General features: G+C 70.2%; 32 protein-coding genes. All 32 read right to left on the reverse strand.

Translation table 11 applies throughout. The features are described from left to right. Window positions 1-12 precede the first annotated feature (12 nt). The 32 genes from ACSC1Q_RS15150 to ACSC1Q_RS15305 all read right to left on the reverse strand — a co-directional run bounded on the left by ACSC1Q_RS15150 (window position 13) and on the right by ACSC1Q_RS15305 (window position 14,496). Window positions 13-402 (reverse strand): hypothetical protein, encoded by a 390-nt coding sequence (locus ACSC1Q_RS15150; protein ID WP_436759340.1) that lies wholly within the window; start codon window positions 400-402, stop codon window positions 13-15. A gap of 43 nt (window positions 403-445) precedes the next feature. Continuing rightward, window positions 446-1,087: a hypothetical protein gene (locus ACSC1Q_RS15155; protein ID WP_436759341.1), complete on the reverse strand. Its 642-nt coding sequence runs from the start codon at window positions 1,085-1,087 to the stop codon at window positions 446-448. A 63-nt stretch (window positions 1,088-1,150) separates the two neighbouring features. Further along, window positions 1,151-1,438, reverse strand: a complete 288-nt coding sequence (locus ACSC1Q_RS15160) for a hypothetical protein (protein ID WP_436759342.1) — start codon at window positions 1,436-1,438, stop codon at window positions 1,151-1,153. A 35-nt stretch (window positions 1,439-1,473) separates the two neighbouring features. Next, complete coding sequence (locus tag ACSC1Q_RS15165) at window positions 1,474-1,971, reverse strand: hypothetical protein (RefSeq protein WP_436759343.1); 498 nt, start codon at window positions 1,969-1,971, stop codon at window positions 1,474-1,476. Continuing rightward, window positions 1,971-2,309, reverse strand: a complete 339-nt coding sequence (locus tag ACSC1Q_RS15170; RefSeq protein WP_436759344.1) for a hypothetical protein — start codon at window positions 2,307-2,309, stop codon at window positions 1,971-1,973. The genes ACSC1Q_RS15165 and ACSC1Q_RS15170 overlap by 1 nt, the downstream gene beginning before the upstream one ends. 13 nt (window positions 2,310-2,322) lie before the next feature. Continuing rightward, window positions 2,323-3,126 (reverse strand): hypothetical protein, encoded by an 804-nt coding sequence (locus ACSC1Q_RS15175; RefSeq protein ID WP_436759345.1) that lies wholly within the window; start codon window positions 3,124-3,126, stop codon window positions 2,323-2,325. A gap of 6 nt (window positions 3,127-3,132) precedes the next feature. Then, window positions 3,133-3,711 carry a hypothetical protein gene (locus ACSC1Q_RS15180; protein WP_436759346.1) on the reverse strand — a complete coding sequence of 193 codons (579 nt, stop codon included), beginning with the start codon at window positions 3,709-3,711 and terminating at the stop codon, window positions 3,133-3,135. A gap of 501 nt (window positions 3,712-4,212) precedes the next feature. After that, entirely contained in the window at window positions 4,213-4,377 is a 165-nt protein-coding gene (locus tag ACSC1Q_RS15185) for a hypothetical protein (protein ID WP_436759347.1), read from the reverse strand. A 78-nt stretch (window positions 4,378-4,455) separates the two neighbouring features. After that, a complete protein-coding gene (locus ACSC1Q_RS15190) occupies window positions 4,456-4,893 on the reverse strand; it encodes a hypothetical protein (protein WP_436759348.1) in 438 nt (145 codons plus the stop codon). A gap of 288 nt (window positions 4,894-5,181) precedes the next feature. Next, a complete protein-coding gene (locus tag ACSC1Q_RS15195) occupies window positions 5,182-5,610 on the reverse strand; it encodes a GvpU-like protein (protein WP_436759349.1) in 429 nt (142 codons plus the stop codon). Between the two features lie 109 nt (window positions 5,611-5,719). Next, window positions 5,720-6,049, reverse strand: a complete 330-nt coding sequence (locus ACSC1Q_RS15200; RefSeq protein WP_436759350.1) for a DUF6372 family protein — start codon at window positions 6,047-6,049, stop codon at window positions 5,720-5,722. 189 nt (window positions 6,050-6,238) lie between these two features. Next, the gene (locus tag ACSC1Q_RS15205) at window positions 6,239-6,490 is read right to left on the reverse strand and encodes a hypothetical protein (protein WP_436759351.1); all 252 of its coding nucleotides are present in this window, start codon (window positions 6,488-6,490) and stop codon (window positions 6,239-6,241) included. Beyond that, window positions 6,487-7,074 carry a helix-turn-helix domain-containing protein gene (locus ACSC1Q_RS15210; RefSeq protein WP_436759352.1) on the reverse strand — a complete coding sequence of 196 codons (588 nt, stop codon included), beginning with the start codon at window positions 7,072-7,074 and terminating at the stop codon, window positions 6,487-6,489. Before ACSC1Q_RS15210 ends, ACSC1Q_RS15205 begins: the two co-directional genes overlap by 4 nt. Beyond that, window positions 7,071-7,301: a hypothetical protein gene (locus ACSC1Q_RS15215; RefSeq protein WP_436759353.1), complete on the reverse strand. Its 231-nt coding sequence runs from the start codon at window positions 7,299-7,301 to the stop codon at window positions 7,071-7,073. The genes ACSC1Q_RS15210 and ACSC1Q_RS15215 overlap by 4 nt, the downstream gene beginning before the upstream one ends. Continuing rightward, the gene (locus tag ACSC1Q_RS15220; protein WP_436759354.1) at window positions 7,298-7,471 is read right to left on the reverse strand and encodes a hypothetical protein; all 174 of its coding nucleotides are present in this window, start codon (window positions 7,469-7,471) and stop codon (window positions 7,298-7,300) included. Before ACSC1Q_RS15220 ends, ACSC1Q_RS15215 begins: the two co-directional genes overlap by 4 nt. Then, window positions 7,468-8,244, reverse strand: coding sequence for a hypothetical protein (locus ACSC1Q_RS15225; protein WP_436759355.1), 777 nt, complete (start codon window positions 8,242-8,244; stop codon window positions 7,468-7,470). The genes ACSC1Q_RS15220 and ACSC1Q_RS15225 overlap by 4 nt, the downstream gene beginning before the upstream one ends. A gap of 49 nt (window positions 8,245-8,293) precedes the next feature. Further along, window positions 8,294-8,596, reverse strand: a complete 303-nt coding sequence (locus tag ACSC1Q_RS15230; RefSeq protein ID WP_436759356.1) for a hypothetical protein — start codon at window positions 8,594-8,596, stop codon at window positions 8,294-8,296. Continuing rightward, window positions 8,593-8,922: a hypothetical protein gene (locus tag ACSC1Q_RS15235; protein WP_436759357.1), complete on the reverse strand. Its 330-nt coding sequence runs from the start codon at window positions 8,920-8,922 to the stop codon at window positions 8,593-8,595. The genes ACSC1Q_RS15230 and ACSC1Q_RS15235 overlap by 4 nt, the downstream gene beginning before the upstream one ends. Beyond that, entirely contained in the window at window positions 8,919-9,278 is a 360-nt protein-coding gene (locus ACSC1Q_RS15240; RefSeq protein WP_436759358.1) for a hypothetical protein, read from the reverse strand. The genes ACSC1Q_RS15235 and ACSC1Q_RS15240 overlap by 4 nt, the downstream gene beginning before the upstream one ends. Beyond that, window positions 9,275-9,790 carry an LSm family protein gene (locus ACSC1Q_RS15245; RefSeq protein ID WP_436759359.1) on the reverse strand — a complete coding sequence of 172 codons (516 nt, stop codon included), beginning with the start codon at window positions 9,788-9,790 and terminating at the stop codon, window positions 9,275-9,277. Before ACSC1Q_RS15245 ends, ACSC1Q_RS15240 begins: the two co-directional genes overlap by 4 nt. Further along, a complete protein-coding gene (locus ACSC1Q_RS15250) occupies window positions 9,787-10,128 on the reverse strand; it encodes a hypothetical protein (RefSeq protein ID WP_436759360.1) in 342 nt (113 codons plus the stop codon). The genes ACSC1Q_RS15245 and ACSC1Q_RS15250 overlap by 4 nt, the downstream gene beginning before the upstream one ends. Next, window positions 10,125-10,586 (reverse strand): hypothetical protein, encoded by a 462-nt coding sequence (locus ACSC1Q_RS15255; protein ID WP_436759361.1) that lies wholly within the window; start codon window positions 10,584-10,586, stop codon window positions 10,125-10,127. The genes ACSC1Q_RS15250 and ACSC1Q_RS15255 overlap by 4 nt, the downstream gene beginning before the upstream one ends. After that, window positions 10,576-11,028, reverse strand: a complete 453-nt coding sequence (locus ACSC1Q_RS15260; RefSeq protein WP_436759362.1) for a hypothetical protein — start codon at window positions 11,026-11,028, stop codon at window positions 10,576-10,578. Before ACSC1Q_RS15260 ends, ACSC1Q_RS15255 begins: the two co-directional genes overlap by 11 nt. Next, on the reverse strand, window positions 11,025-11,630 hold the full coding sequence (locus tag ACSC1Q_RS15265; RefSeq protein WP_436759363.1) for a helix-turn-helix domain-containing protein: 606 nt from the start codon (window positions 11,628-11,630) through the stop codon (window positions 11,025-11,027). Before ACSC1Q_RS15265 ends, ACSC1Q_RS15260 begins: the two co-directional genes overlap by 4 nt. Then, entirely contained in the window at window positions 11,623-12,075 is a 453-nt protein-coding gene (locus ACSC1Q_RS15270) for a hypothetical protein (RefSeq protein WP_436759364.1), read from the reverse strand. Before ACSC1Q_RS15270 ends, ACSC1Q_RS15265 begins: the two co-directional genes overlap by 8 nt. Beyond that, complete coding sequence (locus ACSC1Q_RS15275) at window positions 12,075-12,455, reverse strand: hypothetical protein (protein ID WP_436759365.1); 381 nt, start codon at window positions 12,453-12,455, stop codon at window positions 12,075-12,077. The genes ACSC1Q_RS15270 and ACSC1Q_RS15275 overlap by 1 nt, the downstream gene beginning before the upstream one ends. Next, window positions 12,452-12,682, reverse strand: a complete 231-nt coding sequence (locus ACSC1Q_RS15280; protein ID WP_436759366.1) for a helix-turn-helix domain-containing protein — start codon at window positions 12,680-12,682, stop codon at window positions 12,452-12,454. The genes ACSC1Q_RS15275 and ACSC1Q_RS15280 overlap by 4 nt, the downstream gene beginning before the upstream one ends. After that, on the reverse strand, window positions 12,675-13,028 hold the full coding sequence (locus tag ACSC1Q_RS15285; RefSeq protein WP_436759367.1) for a hypothetical protein: 354 nt from the start codon (window positions 13,026-13,028) through the stop codon (window positions 12,675-12,677). The genes ACSC1Q_RS15280 and ACSC1Q_RS15285 overlap by 8 nt, the downstream gene beginning before the upstream one ends. Further along, on the reverse strand, window positions 13,025-13,258 hold the full coding sequence (locus ACSC1Q_RS15290) for a hypothetical protein (protein ID WP_436759368.1): 234 nt from the start codon (window positions 13,256-13,258) through the stop codon (window positions 13,025-13,027). Before ACSC1Q_RS15290 ends, ACSC1Q_RS15285 begins: the two co-directional genes overlap by 4 nt. Then, a complete protein-coding gene (locus tag ACSC1Q_RS15295) occupies window positions 13,255-13,692 on the reverse strand; it encodes a DUF4326 domain-containing protein (RefSeq protein ID WP_436759369.1) in 438 nt (145 codons plus the stop codon). Before ACSC1Q_RS15295 ends, ACSC1Q_RS15290 begins: the two co-directional genes overlap by 4 nt. Then, the gene (locus tag ACSC1Q_RS15300; RefSeq protein WP_436759370.1) at window positions 13,689-14,210 is read right to left on the reverse strand and encodes a helix-turn-helix domain-containing protein; all 522 of its coding nucleotides are present in this window, start codon (window positions 14,208-14,210) and stop codon (window positions 13,689-13,691) included. The genes ACSC1Q_RS15295 and ACSC1Q_RS15300 overlap by 4 nt, the downstream gene beginning before the upstream one ends. Next, window positions 14,203-14,496: a hypothetical protein gene (locus ACSC1Q_RS15305; RefSeq protein WP_436759371.1), complete on the reverse strand. Its 294-nt coding sequence runs from the start codon at window positions 14,494-14,496 to the stop codon at window positions 14,203-14,205. The genes ACSC1Q_RS15300 and ACSC1Q_RS15305 overlap by 8 nt, the downstream gene beginning before the upstream one ends. Window positions 14,497-14,694: the final 198 nt, after the last annotated feature.

Genomic DNA, 14,694 nt, shown 5'->3' on the forward strand with positions numbered 1-14,694 from the left:
GCGGTGCAGAGGTCAGGGAGTACAGGAGACGTTCGCGAAGAGCCCGCCGGTGACGACGTTCAGACGCCAGTAGGAGGCGCCGTTCAAATGGAGCGCGTAGCTGCCCTGATGGCCGTCGTTGGTGAGCTGCGCTCCTGGGCCACCGCACAGCCAGATCGGGTCCTCGGCCGTACCCGAGACGCTCGCGGCCCAGTTCCCGTCGTACACGCCGTCCTGCAGGCTGATCACGTCGCCCGGCTGGGCGGCGGCCAGCGCCGCAGCGAGCTGGCCAGGCGTGGCCACGGTGACGGTCAGCGCCGGGCACTCCGAGTCCGCGCGAGCGGAACTCGGCGAGGTGACGGCGGAGACGATGAGCGCCAGTACGGCGGCGATGACAAGGCGGCGAACACGCGGCAGCAGCACGAAGGTCCTTCGGGGGTGTGGTGTGGTCGGCCAGGAGCAGGCGTCAGATGCCGGTGTTGTCGAGCACCAAGGCGCCGCCGTCGACGGTGATGGTGCCGGGCGCGCCGAACGATTCGGGGATGAGCTTCTGGAAGAAGACCTCGCCCTGGCCGGTCACGTTGACGGAGGCGCCGCCGAGGGTGAGGGACACGTCGAACGTGTCGGTCGTGCCGCTGACGACGTAGTAGATGGTGCCCTCGGCCAGTCCAGCGGGGAGGCTCTCGCTGAAGACGTTGAAGAGCATCACCCTGTCGCCGTCGACGAGGCCGTGGGCGGCGGACTGGATGGCGTCGGACGTGATGCCCGCCGCGTCGACCGTGCCGAACCCCTTCACCGTCGAGTTGATGGGGGCGTAGCCGCGGTAGTTGCCCGTGTTACCGGAGGAGGCGTTCCAGAAGGTGAGGAACGCGTATGAGCCTGCGGGGACGGGGATTGACAGGGAGGCGCTGTTAGCCTTCTGCTCGCTTGAGGCGGCGGCCCAGGTGACGGCCTGGCGGGCGTAGGATCCGCCGGTCGCCTCACCAGAGAGGGCGTTGGTGCTCGTACCGGGGTCCGTCACCGCGTGGACGCCGATGTGCGTTATCTGGGTTGCGGACTCGTCGAGAGCGTCGAGCATGACGTTCTTCGACGCGCTGTTGAACGGCATGAGGAACCTCCGGGCGGGGCGTGATGGGGAGCCGCCCGGCGGACGGCGACAAGGGTGAGGGGTTCAGCTGGCGTAGACGGTGCCGGGCTTCAGCACCGGAATCTCAGGCTCGGCAGTGATGCGCACCCACACCTGGTAGGTGATGCCTTTAGTGAGCGGCAGCAGCGTGCCGGAGCCGATGAGGATCATCGCCTTGAGCTGACCGCCCTCGGCGATCCACTCGGCAGGAAGCCAGTCGCCGGGGACGGGGTCTTGGCCAGCTGGCAGTAACGCCACCGCAACGGGCAGAGTCGCCAGGTCCGCCGGGCCTCCGATCGGCGGTTTCAGATACTCCTTGGACTGCCACGGCATCGTTATGGACGGGCCCACCACGCACCTCCCGTCGCTCAGAGGGTCGGGGGGCCGGACGACCAGCTGCGGTGCAGCGGCAGCGCGACCACGTCGCGGTCGCGGACCTCGGCGGCGCGGAGGCTGTCGGTGACGGTGACGTGGTCGGCGAGGCTCTTGGGGATGATCTCGATGTACGTCAGGCCGTCGGTGACCGTCACCGTGTCGGCCAGGCCGGCGGCGGCCGACACGGCGAGCGTCTCGGTGGCGGTGACCGTGTCGGTGAGTACCGGCGCGGGGACAACGGTCAGGTCGTCGGTGACGGTGGCGGTGTCGGCGAGGTCGATGGGGACGCCGCCGCCGAGACCGTCCAGCGCGGTGACCGTGTCGGTGAGCGGCACGGTGACGGTGACGGTGAGCGTGTCGGTGACCGTCACCGTGTCGACGAGCGAGATCTCCCGCTGCACGGTGAGCGTGTCGGTGACGGTGACGGTGTCAGAGAGGGTTCGCTCGGCGTCGCCCGACCGGGGAATGGTCCGGTCGCGGTAGCGGGCCATCAGTCGGGGGTGGTGACCGCCCACGGGTAGGACCGGCCGGTCCCCGCGGTCTGTTTGAGGGTAACGGTCGCCGTCTGCGGCACTGGCACCGGGAGGCTGATCTTGATGGGGATGTCCTGGGCTCCGACGAACGTGGCCAGGTAGACGACCCGCTCGGTGCCGCCGGACAGGACGTTGGCCTTGATGCGCAGCTCCAGCTCGTCGGCGGTGCCGGAGCCGTGCGACATGGCGTTGGTGTCGACGTGCAGGGTGAAGGTTTTCGCGCCGGTCAGCGTGGTTAGCGTGTGTTCGGTGCCGACGGTCGCGGACTGGGTGCCGGACGCGGTGATTGTCAACATGGCGCGCCCCTTCTCAGTAGGTGAACCCGTAGACGGCGACCTCGACCGGTGTTGCGACACTGCCGGTGGTTACCGCACACCGGGCAGCGAGTCGCACCCCGGCCGGAATGCCCATGGACAGCGGGTAGAAGTCCGGCGACATCGGCTGAACGTACTCGTTGGTGTCCACGGCAACCGAATGATCGGGGATGATCACCGTTTCGGATCCCGACCCGCCTACCGCGATGTCAACGGCGTAGCTGCCCGCCAGGTGGGTGCTGGTGCTGCCTTGCACCATCACCATCAGCGCGTGGATCGGCCGAGCTGTTGACGCGGTGAGCTGCGCCCAGCTGCCTTTGACGTTGGCGGTGCCGGACGGGGTGATCGTCGTGCCGCCGGAGGAGGCGGGCGCCGTGCCGTAAGACGTAATCCGACTCGGTATGGAAATCCCGGAGTCCGGTTCCGCCATGAACGCGGTAGCGGTTGTGGGGATGATCTGGCTCGTCAGCGCGGTGGCGATCCGGGCTCGCAGAGTGGCGCCAGCGGGAACGTGCAATGGGAAGCACAGTGAGGTGTTGAGGCGGTTTCCGCACACGATGTCGGCGGCGATGATCGTTTCGGACCCTGCGCCGCCGACGGCCAGGTCCATGATCATGGCGCGGTCTCCGGCTCCCAGACTGGAGGAGAGCACGCCGATGTTGATCCACCCGACGGGGGTTGGCAAGCCGGACAACAGGGTGAGGTACGACCCTTTGGTGTTGGCGGAGCCTGACGAGGCGAGGTTGACCTGTGAGCCGACGGCGACCCGTGTGGGGTACTGCGGGATGGGCCACTGCATGATGATCTATCCGAAGGAGATGTTGGCGGTGGCGGCCCATGTCTGCCCGTTCGCCTTGGATCCTTGGGCGATCGACGTTTTGTGGTTGAACAGGGTCGCGTTCACCGTGGCGCCGCTGGTGACGGTGGGGGCGCCGATGTCGACTCCGAATTCGTTCCAGGCATGGTTCGCGTCGCTGCCGCCGAACGTGGCCTTCAGGGTGAGGACGCCGCCGGAGACTTGCGGGTAGGTGGCGTCGAGGATCTGGAACCAGCGGTTCGAACTGCCTGCGGAGGCGGATAGGTCGGTGTCGCCGACGGCGGCGGTGCCGACCCCGTTGCCGACGCCGATGCGGGCGCTGGTGGCGACGATCGCCTGCCCGCCGCCCGCGGTGAGCAGGGAGGTGAGGCGGGTCAGTCCGGCGGTGGTGGCGAGGTTGCCGTGCACTTCGGTGGTCAGGTACGGCTGGACTCCGGCTCGGGCGAAGTCGGCGACAGTCGGTGCGACCAGGCCGCTGCGGCGTTGCACCCATGCGGTTTGGTCGGCGTCGAAGCGGTCGACCTTCCAGTGGGTGGTGGCCCGCACGGTGTCGTGGGCGGTGGGCATGTGGGGTCACCCTCCAAGCAGGTCGGGGCGGGGATCAGGTCAGAGGGTGATGATGGGCGGCAGGTCATGGGCAACCGTTGGGCAGACGCCAACGGTTGCCGCGCGGGCGCCTCAGGCCGCGTTGCGGTAGGCGTCACGCCGCTCTTCGCGAAGCCGGTCCCGTTCCTCAGGGGTGTCCGGGACGGGCTCCCCCCGGTGGATGTAGCCGTCGATGGCGGCGAGGTCGGCGTAGTCGTAGTAGACGGCGCGCCCCGGCCGGCCGAGCTGGCGGGCGTCGTAGCGGCGCGCCCACTGCCGGATGGTGATCGGGCTCTTGCCGAGGCGGGCGGCGGCGGCCTGCGCGGTGACGGGATCAGCGTCCTCGGGGTCGATGGTTCACCCCCTGGAAACGCGTAATGCCCTCCGCCTGGGGCGAGAGGGCATACGTGTTCTGCTGCGCAAAGTGTTACACAGGTCCGGATATTTCACCAGTCGGCTGTCATAGAACGACGGGCGTGCAGGTCAGCGCAGTTTCTCCGCCGGTACGCCGAGCGCGGGCAACCGGGCTGCGAGTTCCCGCTGCTGCGTCGGGGTGAGGCGGATGGCGAGGAGCCCGCGGGGGATGAGGATGACGTCGCCGCTGGGGCATGGGAGGACGTCGACGGGGAGGGGTTGGGTGTCGAGCATGATGCGCCCATTCTCCCAGGCAGCAGCAGGCCGTGAAGCCCTCAGCGTGGGGACTTCACGGCCTACATCATGTTCTTCCTATATCCCGATGCTCTTGGAGACGGCGTTGCCGGCGACGCCGAGGATGACGCTCCATCCGGTGGTTCCGAACCAGTCGGCAGTCTTCTTGAGGCGGCTGCGCTTCTCCTCGTCAGGTTCGGCTTCGGCGGCGGCATGGAGTTCGGCGATGATCTTCTTGGCGAGGGTTTCAGGGGTGGGCCAGGTGCCGACGGTGCGGCGAGCGTGGCCGGTGACGTCGTAGACGAGGCCGATTTCCCTGCGCGCTTGGCTCGATGTGTCGGTGAAGTCGAAGAAGGCGGGCTCCTCCTGGGAGAGCGCCCTGATGGCGCGCTGCACCTCCTCCTCGCCGATGCCGGTGCGCTCGACGATGGATCGCCATTCGACGCGGCCGTCGCCTTCGTCGGAGAGGGCGACGATGGCCTTGAGGACGGGGAAGTCCCGGTTTTCCCATGTCATAGGGGTATCTCCAGAGTTTCGTAGGGGGATGACCCGGAGGTCCCTTCCAGGGTGACAGCTCGACGCTCACGGATATTAATGCGCAGGTCAGAGCCGTGAAGCTCGTGGCGCGACTGGGGCTCGGCGGTGTCCGGCTACGTTCGCCGCTGCCCCTGCGGGTCGGCGAGGACGGCCTGGACTACGGCGGACACGAGGGCCTGGGCGAGCTGCGAGAGTACCGGTGCACGGTTTTCGTCGGCTGCCCCCTCTTCGGCCCCCGCCGGGGCCCGGCGGGGGCTTCTTCGCGGCCTACCTCTGGGTCGACATCTGACTGCAGGACCATCCGCCGACGTCTGCGAGTCGGATGCGCCACCATGCGCCGTCTCCGCCGGGCACGGTGGAGCCGGTGATCGGGTGCGCGTTCCGCAGGTGCAGGAATTCTGCCGGTTCAGGGTCGAGGCTGTCGTCGTTGGCGAGCAGGTCGGCCTGAGCCTTTTCGCGTCGCGCGGTGGCGTCCTGGCCCATGTGCTCGAAGATGATGTCGAACCCCTTGGTGTCAGGAGAGGTGAAGTTATGCGCCCTGTTGATCTGCTGGGCGACGTTACCGGCGAACTCCTCAGCGGAGATGAGTTCGCCAGTGATGAGCGTGCCGTTGACCATCAGGGTGATGCTGATCCCCGTCTTGATGTCGTCAACGGTGTCTACGAGGACCTGGAGAGTCCTATCTGGCTGTGACATGGGGGCAGGCTACAGATCGGGACCGACAGAATCCTCTCGATCGCGACGAAGGCGCGGGCGGCCTCCCACCAGAACTGGGCTCTCGTGCGGAGGAAGTTCCACGCCGTGTTCACCGCGCCTCCGCCATCTGCGCGTCCCGGCACGGCCCGCACACAGGGATGTTCACCTGGCCGACGGTGGGTGAGACCCGCACGAGTTTGTGGACGGCGGCGTGCTCGCAGATGCCTTGCTGAGGCTTGTGGGAGACCTGGCACCAGCAGTGGCAGGACGGCGGATCCGGCTCGATCTCGCCGCACTCGACGGCCTCGATGTACGCCCGCCCCTCGGGGCTGTTGGCGAAGTCGGCGAGGTCCTGCCAGATGGGCGACGCGGCGAGCGCCTGGGCGGTGCGGGCTATCTGCTCGGCGACGGGGCGGATTGCTTCCGTGAACGCCTGCATGCTGGCGGTGACCCGCTCGGCGAACGCTCGGACCGCTTCGGGGCTGGGCCGGGCGGCGTCGACGCGGCGTCGACGATCGCCGTGAGCCCGGGCAGCAGGTCGGGCTGTTTCGGCTCGTCGGCGGTCCACTCCATGGCGTCGGCGCTGCCGTGCCAGGTGATGACGTCGTCAATCGCGGCCAAGGTGTCGTCAGGGTTGGGCATGGCGGGCCATCTCCTCGTCGGCGACCGCCGCCAACGCGGCGGCTGCGGTGGACAGTTCAGCAAGCTTGTCGGCGGGCAGTTTCGCGACCGCCCGGCGGGCGGCGGCGAGGTCGCCCCGGTACATCCACCCCATCGCCTCCTGCGCCACGAGAACGTGGCCGACCTGGCCGAACGCTTCCGCCGCTTTCTCGGCAGCGGCACGGAGGTCTTTCGCCCACTGCGGGTCGTCGCCGCTCACCGGGTCTCCAGCTTGCCCTCAACCGCACGGGTGAGGCGGCGGGTGATGTGACCGCGCCGGGTCTTCCGCTGGGCGTCCGTCATCGGCTCCATCTCCCTGATTAGCCGGTCACGCTCGGCCTGAAGCGGTTGCCCCCACAGCAGTCGAGCCGCCTCCGCTACCTTTTCCAGCGGGACGCTGAGCCGCGCGGAGAGATCACGGTCGGCCTGGTCAGGTGCCGTGACCGCCTGAGCTGCTCGGCGGGCGCGGGCGGAGATTTCAGGGCCGCCCGGGACGGTTCCGGTGAACGTGTCGCGGAGCGCGCCGAGAGTCCAGGTGGCGTCCGGGCCGAGGCTCACCGGGCCGTCGCCGGAGAAGAGTTCCACCGTGGGAACGCCAAACGCCTGCGCCACCAGAGCAGCGGTACCAACGTCGATGGACTCCCGATGGCCTCCCTCGATCGCGGCGAGTTGGCTGCGCGTCCAGCGGACGCCGACGGCTTGGAGTCGTCGCGCGGTTTCGTGCTGGGTAAGGGCTGAGGCGCGGCGTAGCCGTCTGAGGTTCCCGCCGACGACATGGCCGAGCATGGGGGCTTCGCCGGTCACCGGACCGCCTCCAGCCGGTAGGTGTGTCCGCCGTCGGAGGCGATGATGTTCAGCTCGGGGCGGTGGGCGGCGACCTCGGCGCGGAGTTCGGCGGTGACCACGACTTCGCCGCCGAGCAGGTAGGTGAGGCAGACCAGGCCATCAGTCGCTTCGCGGAGTTCTTTCTCCAGGTAGGCGATGCGCGGGTTCGGGGCGGCGAAGCCCGGCGTCGGGCGGGTGTCGGTCACCTGGTCTCCAGTCTCTTGATGCCTGCGGTGAAGTTGACGCGGGCGCGGATGCGGGCCTGACCGGGTACTCCGGCGCGCATCGCTTCCTGCACGAACGCGGCCAACTCGTCGAGCGTCATGCCCTGCTTGCCGTCTTCGGCGTCGGCGCCGACGCTACGGGTGATCGTCATGATGCGTGCGCCTCCTGCTCTTCGGCCTGCTCGGCGAACTCCCGGTCATGCTCAGCCTGGCTCATGAGCTTCTCGCAGGACCCGCATTCGTAGTAGCCGTCGTCCTTCCGCCGGATCTGGCGTTCGGAGCAGCGGGGGCAGCGGATCGGGGAACGGCGGGCGGGCGGGTCCGACTTCGTCAGCGTGCGGAGGCGCCGCTGCCAGGCGAGGGTGGCGTGTCCGAACTCGACGGAGCCAGGGTGGGCGAGGATCAAATCCAACTCGTCGAGGAGGAACGCGATCGTCAGCCGGCGGGCCTGGCCTCCGCGGGTGCGTGGTGGCCGGTTCGGGTAGCGGCGGGCGGCCCGCCAGTGGTCTTCGACTTCGAGGAGGGTCCCGTAGAGCTCGTCGAGGGTGTCGGTGACTGGGCTGAGCGAGGGCGCGCTGGTTTTCAGGTGGAACCCGGTCTTGCCGTAGCGGGCGCCCGCATCGCGGTGGCCGTCGACCTCGGCTTGGGCTTGGGAGGCGAGGTCGTCGAGTTCGGCGAGCGCGGCGCGGATGCTTTTCACGCATCCGGGGTGCCAGATGGGGTCGCCGAGGTACGGCCGGATGGTGACCGGGGCGGGCGGGACCGGCGGGGCGGGGTGGAGGAGGGGGGTGTGCCAGGCGGCGAGCACGGCAGGGTAGGCGGCGCGGGCGGTCTCGTAGGCGGCGGTCGCTTGGTCGTAGGCGTCGACGGCGGCCCTGTACGGCTTCGAGCAGACGCCGGGGCAGGTGTGCGGGTGGTACGGCAAGGTCAGGCTCCCCCTGTGGTCGTGGCGGGCTGGTCGAGGTGGGTGCGGGTCACCGTGGCCCCGCGTCGTTGTTGCGGTTGTCGAGGACGCGCTGCCATGCGGCGGCGGCTTCCTCCCATTTCTGAGCTGCGTGATCCCAGAGGTCGGTGGCGCTGCCGGACGGCGAGGACGGCGAGGTGCTGCCGTGGTAGGCGGTGTTGAACTGGGCTTGGAGTTCGGCCATGCGCGTCTGCCACTCCGGGGTGTGTTGGATGCCGCACGCCTGTTCGGCGTTGTACTGGGCGAGGGTGTCGGACTCGGGGCGCCAACGCGGGTCCGAGGGGCGGTGCAGCCAGGCGGGGAGGCGGATCACGTCGGTTCCCCGTCCAGGAGGCGGATCAGCGCTTGCGCGATGAACTCCCGGGAGGCCGTCCGGGAGCCTTTCGCGATCTGGTTGGCGAACTCTCGGACGCGGGTGATGGTGGCTTCGGCTTCGAGGGCGTGACCGTTGGCGAGGCGCGCGGCGGTGGTCATCCGCTTCAGCTCTTCGCCCGCGCGGAGCCGGGCGACCTCGGCGCGGAGCTCGGCCAGTTCGGTGGTGGGGATGAGCGTGTGGTCGGTGCCGGGCGGCCCGGGGGTGGTGCGGGTGGTGTGGTGGCCGTGCTCGTCGACGGCGCGCCACTCGATGTCGTCGCTCATGCTCGTCTCCTGCGGCTGCGCTGGTGGTAGGCGGTTTTCACGCGGCGGGCGTGCGGGGATGTGCGGCGGAACAGCACCAGATGCCCGCACCAGGTGAGGCGGGCGGCGAAGATGATGGTGCGCGGGGTCGGCGGCCACACCATGAGCGGCGGGTCGGGTTCATCGAGGACGAGGTCGCACACGGTGGTGGCGCCGATCGCTGGCTGGTTCGGCCAGCTGGTGGACGCCGCCGCTCTGAGGGTGAGGTTGCACCCGGCGGTGGCGCCGATCACTTGCCAGCTCGCAAGCTCGTCGGGGTCGGTGCCAGGCGGGGCGATGCGGAGGACGCCGGGGCCGATGTTGATGATGCCGTTCACCCGGCACCCCCGTCCCGGCGTGCGGCGTCAGCGGCTTCCTCGCGCGGGTTGAACCGGACGACAAGCTCAGCGCCAGGCTTGAGCCGCACGAGGACGGATTCTTCGATCCACCTGACCTTGGCGGCGGTGAGGCCGTCCGGCGGCAGCGCGATGACGGCGACGCCGTACGCGCGGGAGCGGGGGGCGGCGCCGACGGCCAGCGGGTACGTCTCGGCCGGGTTGAGGCCGTGTTCGGTGACCAGTTCGGCGGCGAGGGTGCGGGCGGCGGGCAGGTGCTCGGCGATCACAAGGGTCGGCCCGGACGTGCCCGTGCTCTTCGTGCTGTCGGCGGCGATCCGTTCGGTGACGGTGAAGTGTTGGGGGAGGATGCGGCGGAACCCGTCGGCCTGGTCGATGATCATGGTGGGGTGTTCGTGGAGGCCCACGAGGGTGCCGGTCCAGGATCCGCCGTTGATGGTGCCGACGACTTCGACGGTTTTACCGAGGAGCGGGATCAGGTCAGGGCGGTTCATCGGGGCACCTCGTTTCCGGCAGGAGGGCTGATGCGGCGAAGCGCCCGATCGGTGAGTGCGGTGCTCGCGGCGAGGGCGCGGACAACGAGCCGCGCGACCTGCTCAGCGTGCGCGCCATCGATATCCCCGCTGATGGGGATCACGGTTCCGAGCTCCTGCTGGACGATGCGGCGGGCATTCTCCTTGCCTGCCAGCGTGCGGTCCCGCAGGTAGGAGTAGGAGCGCAAGGCGTCCACCATGCTCTCGGCCGCCTTCTCCGATGGGGCGGAGGCGGCGCCCAGGGCCGCGTGGAAGCCCTCTAACGCTGCGGCGAACGGGGAGGGTTTGGGGGCGGTCACGTCGTCTCCTCACTGTTGTGGTTGCGCGCCCCTGTGGCGCCCGTGGCGGGGTTCGTGGGGTGTTGCGGGTGTCCGGGGTTGGGGTTGGGCGGAGAAACGCTCACAACGGCGCGCGGCGTGTGGCGGGTGGGGTCGCACCGCCAGGACGCGGCGTAGCACTCGCCGTCGCCACCCACGACCCGGCCCGCGCACACCGGGCAGCCGCCGCACGGCACCCGAGGCGGTTCGAACCACGGGTTGCACCGCCAACACCGGGGCCCGCCGCACAGCTCGCAGACACCGGCCGGCTGACCGCAACCGCACTGCGGGGCGACGGCGAGCCCGTGCTCCGTGAGCGCGGCCAGCACCGTCTCCGTGATGGCGATCCGGCCGGTGAGCGGAATCCAATGGCCGGACGCCGACAGGGCCCGGTCGGCGGCGTTGTGGACGATCGCACGGGTCCGCTGCTCAGGCGTCACGGCCAGCCTCCGGGGCATCGAGGACGGCGAGGAGGAACCGTCCCGCGTCCGACAGCACCGTGTCCTGCGGGGTGTCCCCCCAGTCGTCCGCCGGGGCTCGGCGCGCCCATTCCTCAGCGTGTTGACGGACGCGGGCGACGGCCGCCTCAGCCTTCTCAGCGCGCTGGTGCGCGGCGAGGCCCTCGGATTCAGCGGCTGCGAGTCGCCCGTTCAGCGGAGCAAGGATCTCGTTGATGATCTCGGTGGCGTTCGCGCTGTCGCCCTTGATGAGGCCGCGCAACCAGTCAGCGTCGGACTCGGCGACGTGGGATCCGCCGGATGGTGCAACGTGCAGGGTGGCGGGTTGGCCGTCACCGTCCTTGGTGGGGGCGACGTAGACGCCCCACGACTTGGAGCGGGGCAGGTCGTGTCCGTCAGGGCAGTGCGGACAGGCGTCAGTCACGACTGGTCTCCTTTGACGGCGGGAGCGGCGTGTTCGCCGCGTTCGATGCGCCCGCACAGGATCCGCACGTCCTCGAACAAAGGGTCGTCCGACGCGGCGAAGTAGTGGCGGACCATGGCGGAGATGCGGGCGCGCTCGTCGGCACGGGCCTGCTCAACCTGCTGGCGGAGTGCCGCCATCTCCTCATCACGGACGGCGAGCACGGCGTCGGCGATGGCGTACGGGGTGGTGTACGCCCACGCGACCGCCGACGCGTACCGGTCGCGGAGCGCCCGCACCTCGGACGCGCCCGGCTTGGGGGTGTCCCGGCAGGTCGCGCAAGCGTGCGGGCACGCAGCGTCTCCCCGGGGGCGCGAGGCGGAAGCGCCCGAGAGGATCGCGGCCGGGCGCCCCGCGTCCCAGCCGAGGAGGCCCGCGACGGCGACCAGCGAACTCGGGCTGACCGGTGTCCCCGACTCGACACGCTGCCACGTGTTCGGCGAGATACCGGCCCGCCGACCAGCGTCCTCCTGCGTGGGGATGCCCAGTTCGCGGCGGCGGGCCCGTACGGCTCGGGCGAGGGCAGGCCAGTCGTCCCCGCGCCGACGGAGGTCGTCAGCCACGGCTCGACCCCCCGATCACTGGCTCTTCGGTGATCCACAGGTGGCCTTCGTCGTCGGGTTCTTCGCCGCGCTCGTGTACCGCCCAGGTGCGTGCGCTCTTGGTGCCGAGTGCGCTGGGGGTCTCCGTCGCTACCAGGTCGCCGCCGTGGATGTCGTGGCCACGGAGGATGTTCAGGGCGGCGTCGAGGCTGGCGGATACGGCGATGCGTTTGCGCCCGTCCACGGGGTTGTCGCTGAACCAGATCACTTCGGCGATGTACACGGCGTCAGCCACGTCGGCGACGATGCGGGCCCGCTCCTCCGCCCGCACCTGCTCGGCAATCGTCGGGAGTGCGGCGGCGAGCATGATGCGGATCGCGTCGTCGTGCCAGGGGATGCCGTGCTTCAACGTGATGGGGTAGACAGCGTCCACCCAGGCGGCGGGAATGTCGGCGGGCTCGGCCATCAGGTCTCCTTCGGGAAGGTGGTGCGGGCGATGCGGGCGGCGTCCTGTCCGGCGCGAACTCCAGGGAGTACCGACGTGACTGGGGCAGCCAGAGAGGGCAGCCCGGCCGGGCAGCAGGCGGCGATCCACCCGCCAGCCCCGTCCGTGCGGATCGGCGTGCCGGCCGGGTAGTAGTTGCCGCACCCTGAGCAGGCGTCGTCGACCCGGGCAGGCGCGGCCAGGTCGGCGCTGTTCGGCTCCCACATCTCCGGCCACCCACACCCAGGGCATGAGCGCTGGGTGTGGGTGAGGAGCATCTGCTCAGCCCACAGGGTGTGCGAAATGTAGGCGGCCGGGTGCACGGTGTGCCGGGCCGCGTTCGGACAGGCGGTGGCGGTCACTGTCCGCCTCCCGGCGTGCGGCTGTCGAGCCACCGCAGGATGGCGACAGCGTTGGACAGCACCAGGTCCTCACCAGCCTCCACCCGGGAGATCGTGGAGAAGCCGACGCCCATCTGCTTCGCGGCAGCACGCTGCGACAAGCCGCGCGCCCGCCGCGCCTCCCGGAGGAGAAGCGGCAGCGAGGCGAGCACCTCCGCCAACTCGGGGTACGGCGTGAGATCAGCCACGGCGCACCGCCCGCCGCGCGAGCCGGACGCGCACGACCGCCAGCAGCACCCCCGCCCAAGTACGAGCCCGCCCGGACGCCACCCGCTCACCGCCCCGGTACGCGACCCACTCCCACGGGCCGAAGCCGGACACCTCGACGGAGAGCCGGTGGCCTTGGAAGCCGAGCGGGGTGGCGGGGCTCCAGGTGCCGTCGTCGTTCTGCCGCGACGTGCGCGGCGCGGGCAGCCCGGCGGTTTCCTCCTCGAACTCGAAGTTCTCCACCGAGTGGCAGTCGTGGGCGCACGCCAGATCGGTGCAGCCCTGGCAGTTCTCGAACCGGCAGCGCGTCGAGATGAACTCGGTCATCGGTTCCTCCGTCGTCGGTAGTTCGTCTTGATGCGGCTCACCCGGGCCATCCGCGCCCGCCACACCTGGTCGTAGGCGACGCGTTCCGGCAACGTCAGGTGCTGGCCGTCCGCCCACCAGACGCGCGGATCATGCAGGTCACGTATGTGCGCGGCTTCCTCGTCGAGGGCGTCCCACCAGCACGGCAGGCACTCCGGGGCGCGGCACGGCGGAAGGTGGCGGGTGATCACGAGGCGGCACCCCCGGCGGGCGGCGTCAACGCGTTGGCGATCTCCAGCAGCACAGCGGCGTGGCAATAGTCCGGCCCCGGCCGGTCGGGTAGCGGACACCAACACGCCAAATCCCGGCCAGCCAGTTCACGGCGGATCTCGTCGAGGGACGGGTACGCGTCGCCGTATCGGCCGTTCAGCAGATCCCACTCGAAGAACTTCGTGGCGAACAGCCGCGCCGTCTCGATCAGCGCGTACGCCGGGCCACCGTTACGGTCCATCGGACTGCCATGCACCCGGAACATGACCTCGCCGCGCCGATCGCCAAGCTCGGGGGTGATGCGGACCGGGTTACCCCACCGCGACGGGCGGGACACGACGACCGCGCCCTCAGGTTTCCGCCAGCCCTTCGTACGGCGGAGCTGGACGCGCTTCGTCTCACGGTTGGCGGTCATCGTCCGTTGCTCCCGCCTTGGTCGAGGATCCGCAGCAGATCGTCCGCGTACTTGGCGGCGACGCCGTACGGGCTGCACCACTGCCGGAAGTCCTCGTCGAGGAACCGGCGGAACCGGGCCAGCGTTCCGGCATCCCCGCCCGCAGCCTCCGCTTTCAGACGGCCCGCCCGCTCCTGCAACGCGCGAGCGTGCTCCGTCGCCGCCAGCGCTTCAGCTTCCGCCGCCCGCACCTCCGCGCGCCGCACATCCCACTCAGCAGACGCCACCCGGGCCAGCAGACCCGCCGCCGCCTGCTCACCGTCAACCACATCAGCGAGCAGAACCGGCGGCTCCACACCCAGCGCAGCGGCGAGGCCAGCCAGGACGGTGAGGGTGGTGTTCTGCCTCCCAGCTTCCACGTTCGCGATTGACGGCCGGGTCAGCCCGCTGGCCGCCGCCAGATCCTCCTGCGACAGGCCACGGCCCGCGCGGAGCGCTCGGACGTTACGGTCGACCGTCAGCATCAGCGACTCAGCCACGGTCGGCCTCCAGTTTGGAGGCGTACCCGATGACCTGCTCGGCGAGGTCCGCCAGCTCGGCAACCTCGGACGCCGGGTGCGGCAGGCTCCCGGCCCGGCGGATCGCGGACTCCAACTGCTCGCCCGCGGCGCGGATCCCACCGGACGCGGCGGCTAGCCAGAGGCGGGAGATCGCCTGCGAGCCGTCAGGGGTGTCGTGGTCGGTTCGGGCCGCCGCCCGCGCCCTGCCCAAGATGACCGGTAGCCGCGCCGTCAACGCCTCCGCCTCCTCCCAGCGGGACTCCACCGGCCACCGGGCAGCGCCCCGCCCGGAAACCGCGGACCGGATGAGAGGCCGGACCTGCCTGCACAACTCCTCAACCAGGTTCAGGTCACGCTCCCGACCGGCCGGGCACCCGTCCAACGTCGGGTCGCTCGCGTACACGTCGGCAACCGCCCAGCACGCCTCCGCGACCGCGGCAAGCAACGGAACCCCGCGGGGCGG

The organism is Streptosporangium heterodermiicola, assembly GCF_051390675.1.
Lineage (GTDB): Bacteria > Actinomycetota > Actinomycetes > Streptosporangiales > Streptosporangiaceae > Streptosporangium.

What these genes read in the sequence shown, in the direction of transcription:
- ACSC1Q_RS15185 (WP_436759347.1), bottom strand. Translation starts at nt 4,377, where the DNA reads ATGCTCGACACCCAACCCCTCCCCGTCGACGTCCTCCCATGCCCCAGC.
- ACSC1Q_RS15295 (WP_436759369.1), bottom strand. Translation starts at nt 13,692, where the DNA reads ATGACCGCCAACCGTGAGACGAAGCGCGTCCAGCTCCGCCGTACGAAG.
- ACSC1Q_RS15190 (WP_436759348.1), bottom strand. Translation starts at nt 4,893, where the DNA reads ATGACATGGGAAAACCGGGACTTCCCCGTCCTCAAGGCCATCGTCGCC.
- ACSC1Q_RS15235 (WP_436759357.1), bottom strand. Translation starts at nt 8,922, where the DNA reads ATGAGCGACGACATCGAGTGGCGCGCCGTCGACGAGCACGGCCACCAC.
- ACSC1Q_RS15200 (WP_436759350.1), bottom strand. Translation starts at nt 6,049, where the DNA reads ATGCAGGCGTTCACGGAAGCAATCCGCCCCGTCGCCGAGCAGATAGCC.
- ACSC1Q_RS15195 (WP_436759349.1), bottom strand. Translation starts at nt 5,610, where the DNA reads ATGTCACAGCCAGATAGGACTCTCCAGGTCCTCGTAGACACCGTTGAC.
- ACSC1Q_RS15155 (WP_436759341.1), bottom strand. Translation starts at nt 1,087, where the DNA reads ATGCCGTTCAACAGCGCGTCGAAGAACGTCATGCTCGACGCTCTCGAC.
- ACSC1Q_RS15175 (WP_436759345.1), bottom strand. Translation starts at nt 3,126, where the DNA reads ATGCAGTGGCCCATCCCGCAGTACCCCACACGGGTCGCCGTCGGCTCA.
- ACSC1Q_RS15180 (WP_436759346.1), bottom strand. Translation starts at nt 3,711, where the DNA reads ATGCCCACCGCCCACGACACCGTGCGGGCCACCACCCACTGGAAGGTC.
- ACSC1Q_RS15165 (WP_436759343.1), bottom strand. Translation starts at nt 1,971, where the DNA reads ATGGCCCGCTACCGCGACCGGACCATTCCCCGGTCGGGCGACGCCGAG.
- ACSC1Q_RS15285 (WP_436759367.1), bottom strand. Translation starts at nt 13,028, where the DNA reads ATGACCGAGTTCATCTCGACGCGCTGCCGGTTCGAGAACTGCCAGGGC.
- ACSC1Q_RS15245 (WP_436759359.1), bottom strand. Translation starts at nt 9,790, where the DNA reads ATGAACCGCCCTGACCTGATCCCGCTCCTCGGTAAAACCGTCGAAGTC.
- ACSC1Q_RS15160 (WP_436759342.1), bottom strand. Translation starts at nt 1,438, where the DNA reads ATGCCGTGGCAGTCCAAGGAGTATCTGAAACCGCCGATCGGAGGCCCG.
- ACSC1Q_RS15170 (WP_436759344.1), bottom strand. Translation starts at nt 2,309, where the DNA reads ATGTTGACAATCACCGCGTCCGGCACCCAGTCCGCGACCGTCGGCACC.
- ACSC1Q_RS15270 (WP_436759364.1), bottom strand. Translation starts at nt 12,075, where the DNA reads ATGGCCGAGCCCGCCGACATTCCCGCCGCCTGGGTGGACGCTGTCTAC.
- ACSC1Q_RS15220 (WP_436759354.1), bottom strand. Translation starts at nt 7,471, where the DNA reads ATGACGATCACCCGTAGCGTCGGCGCCGACGCCGAAGACGGCAAGCAG.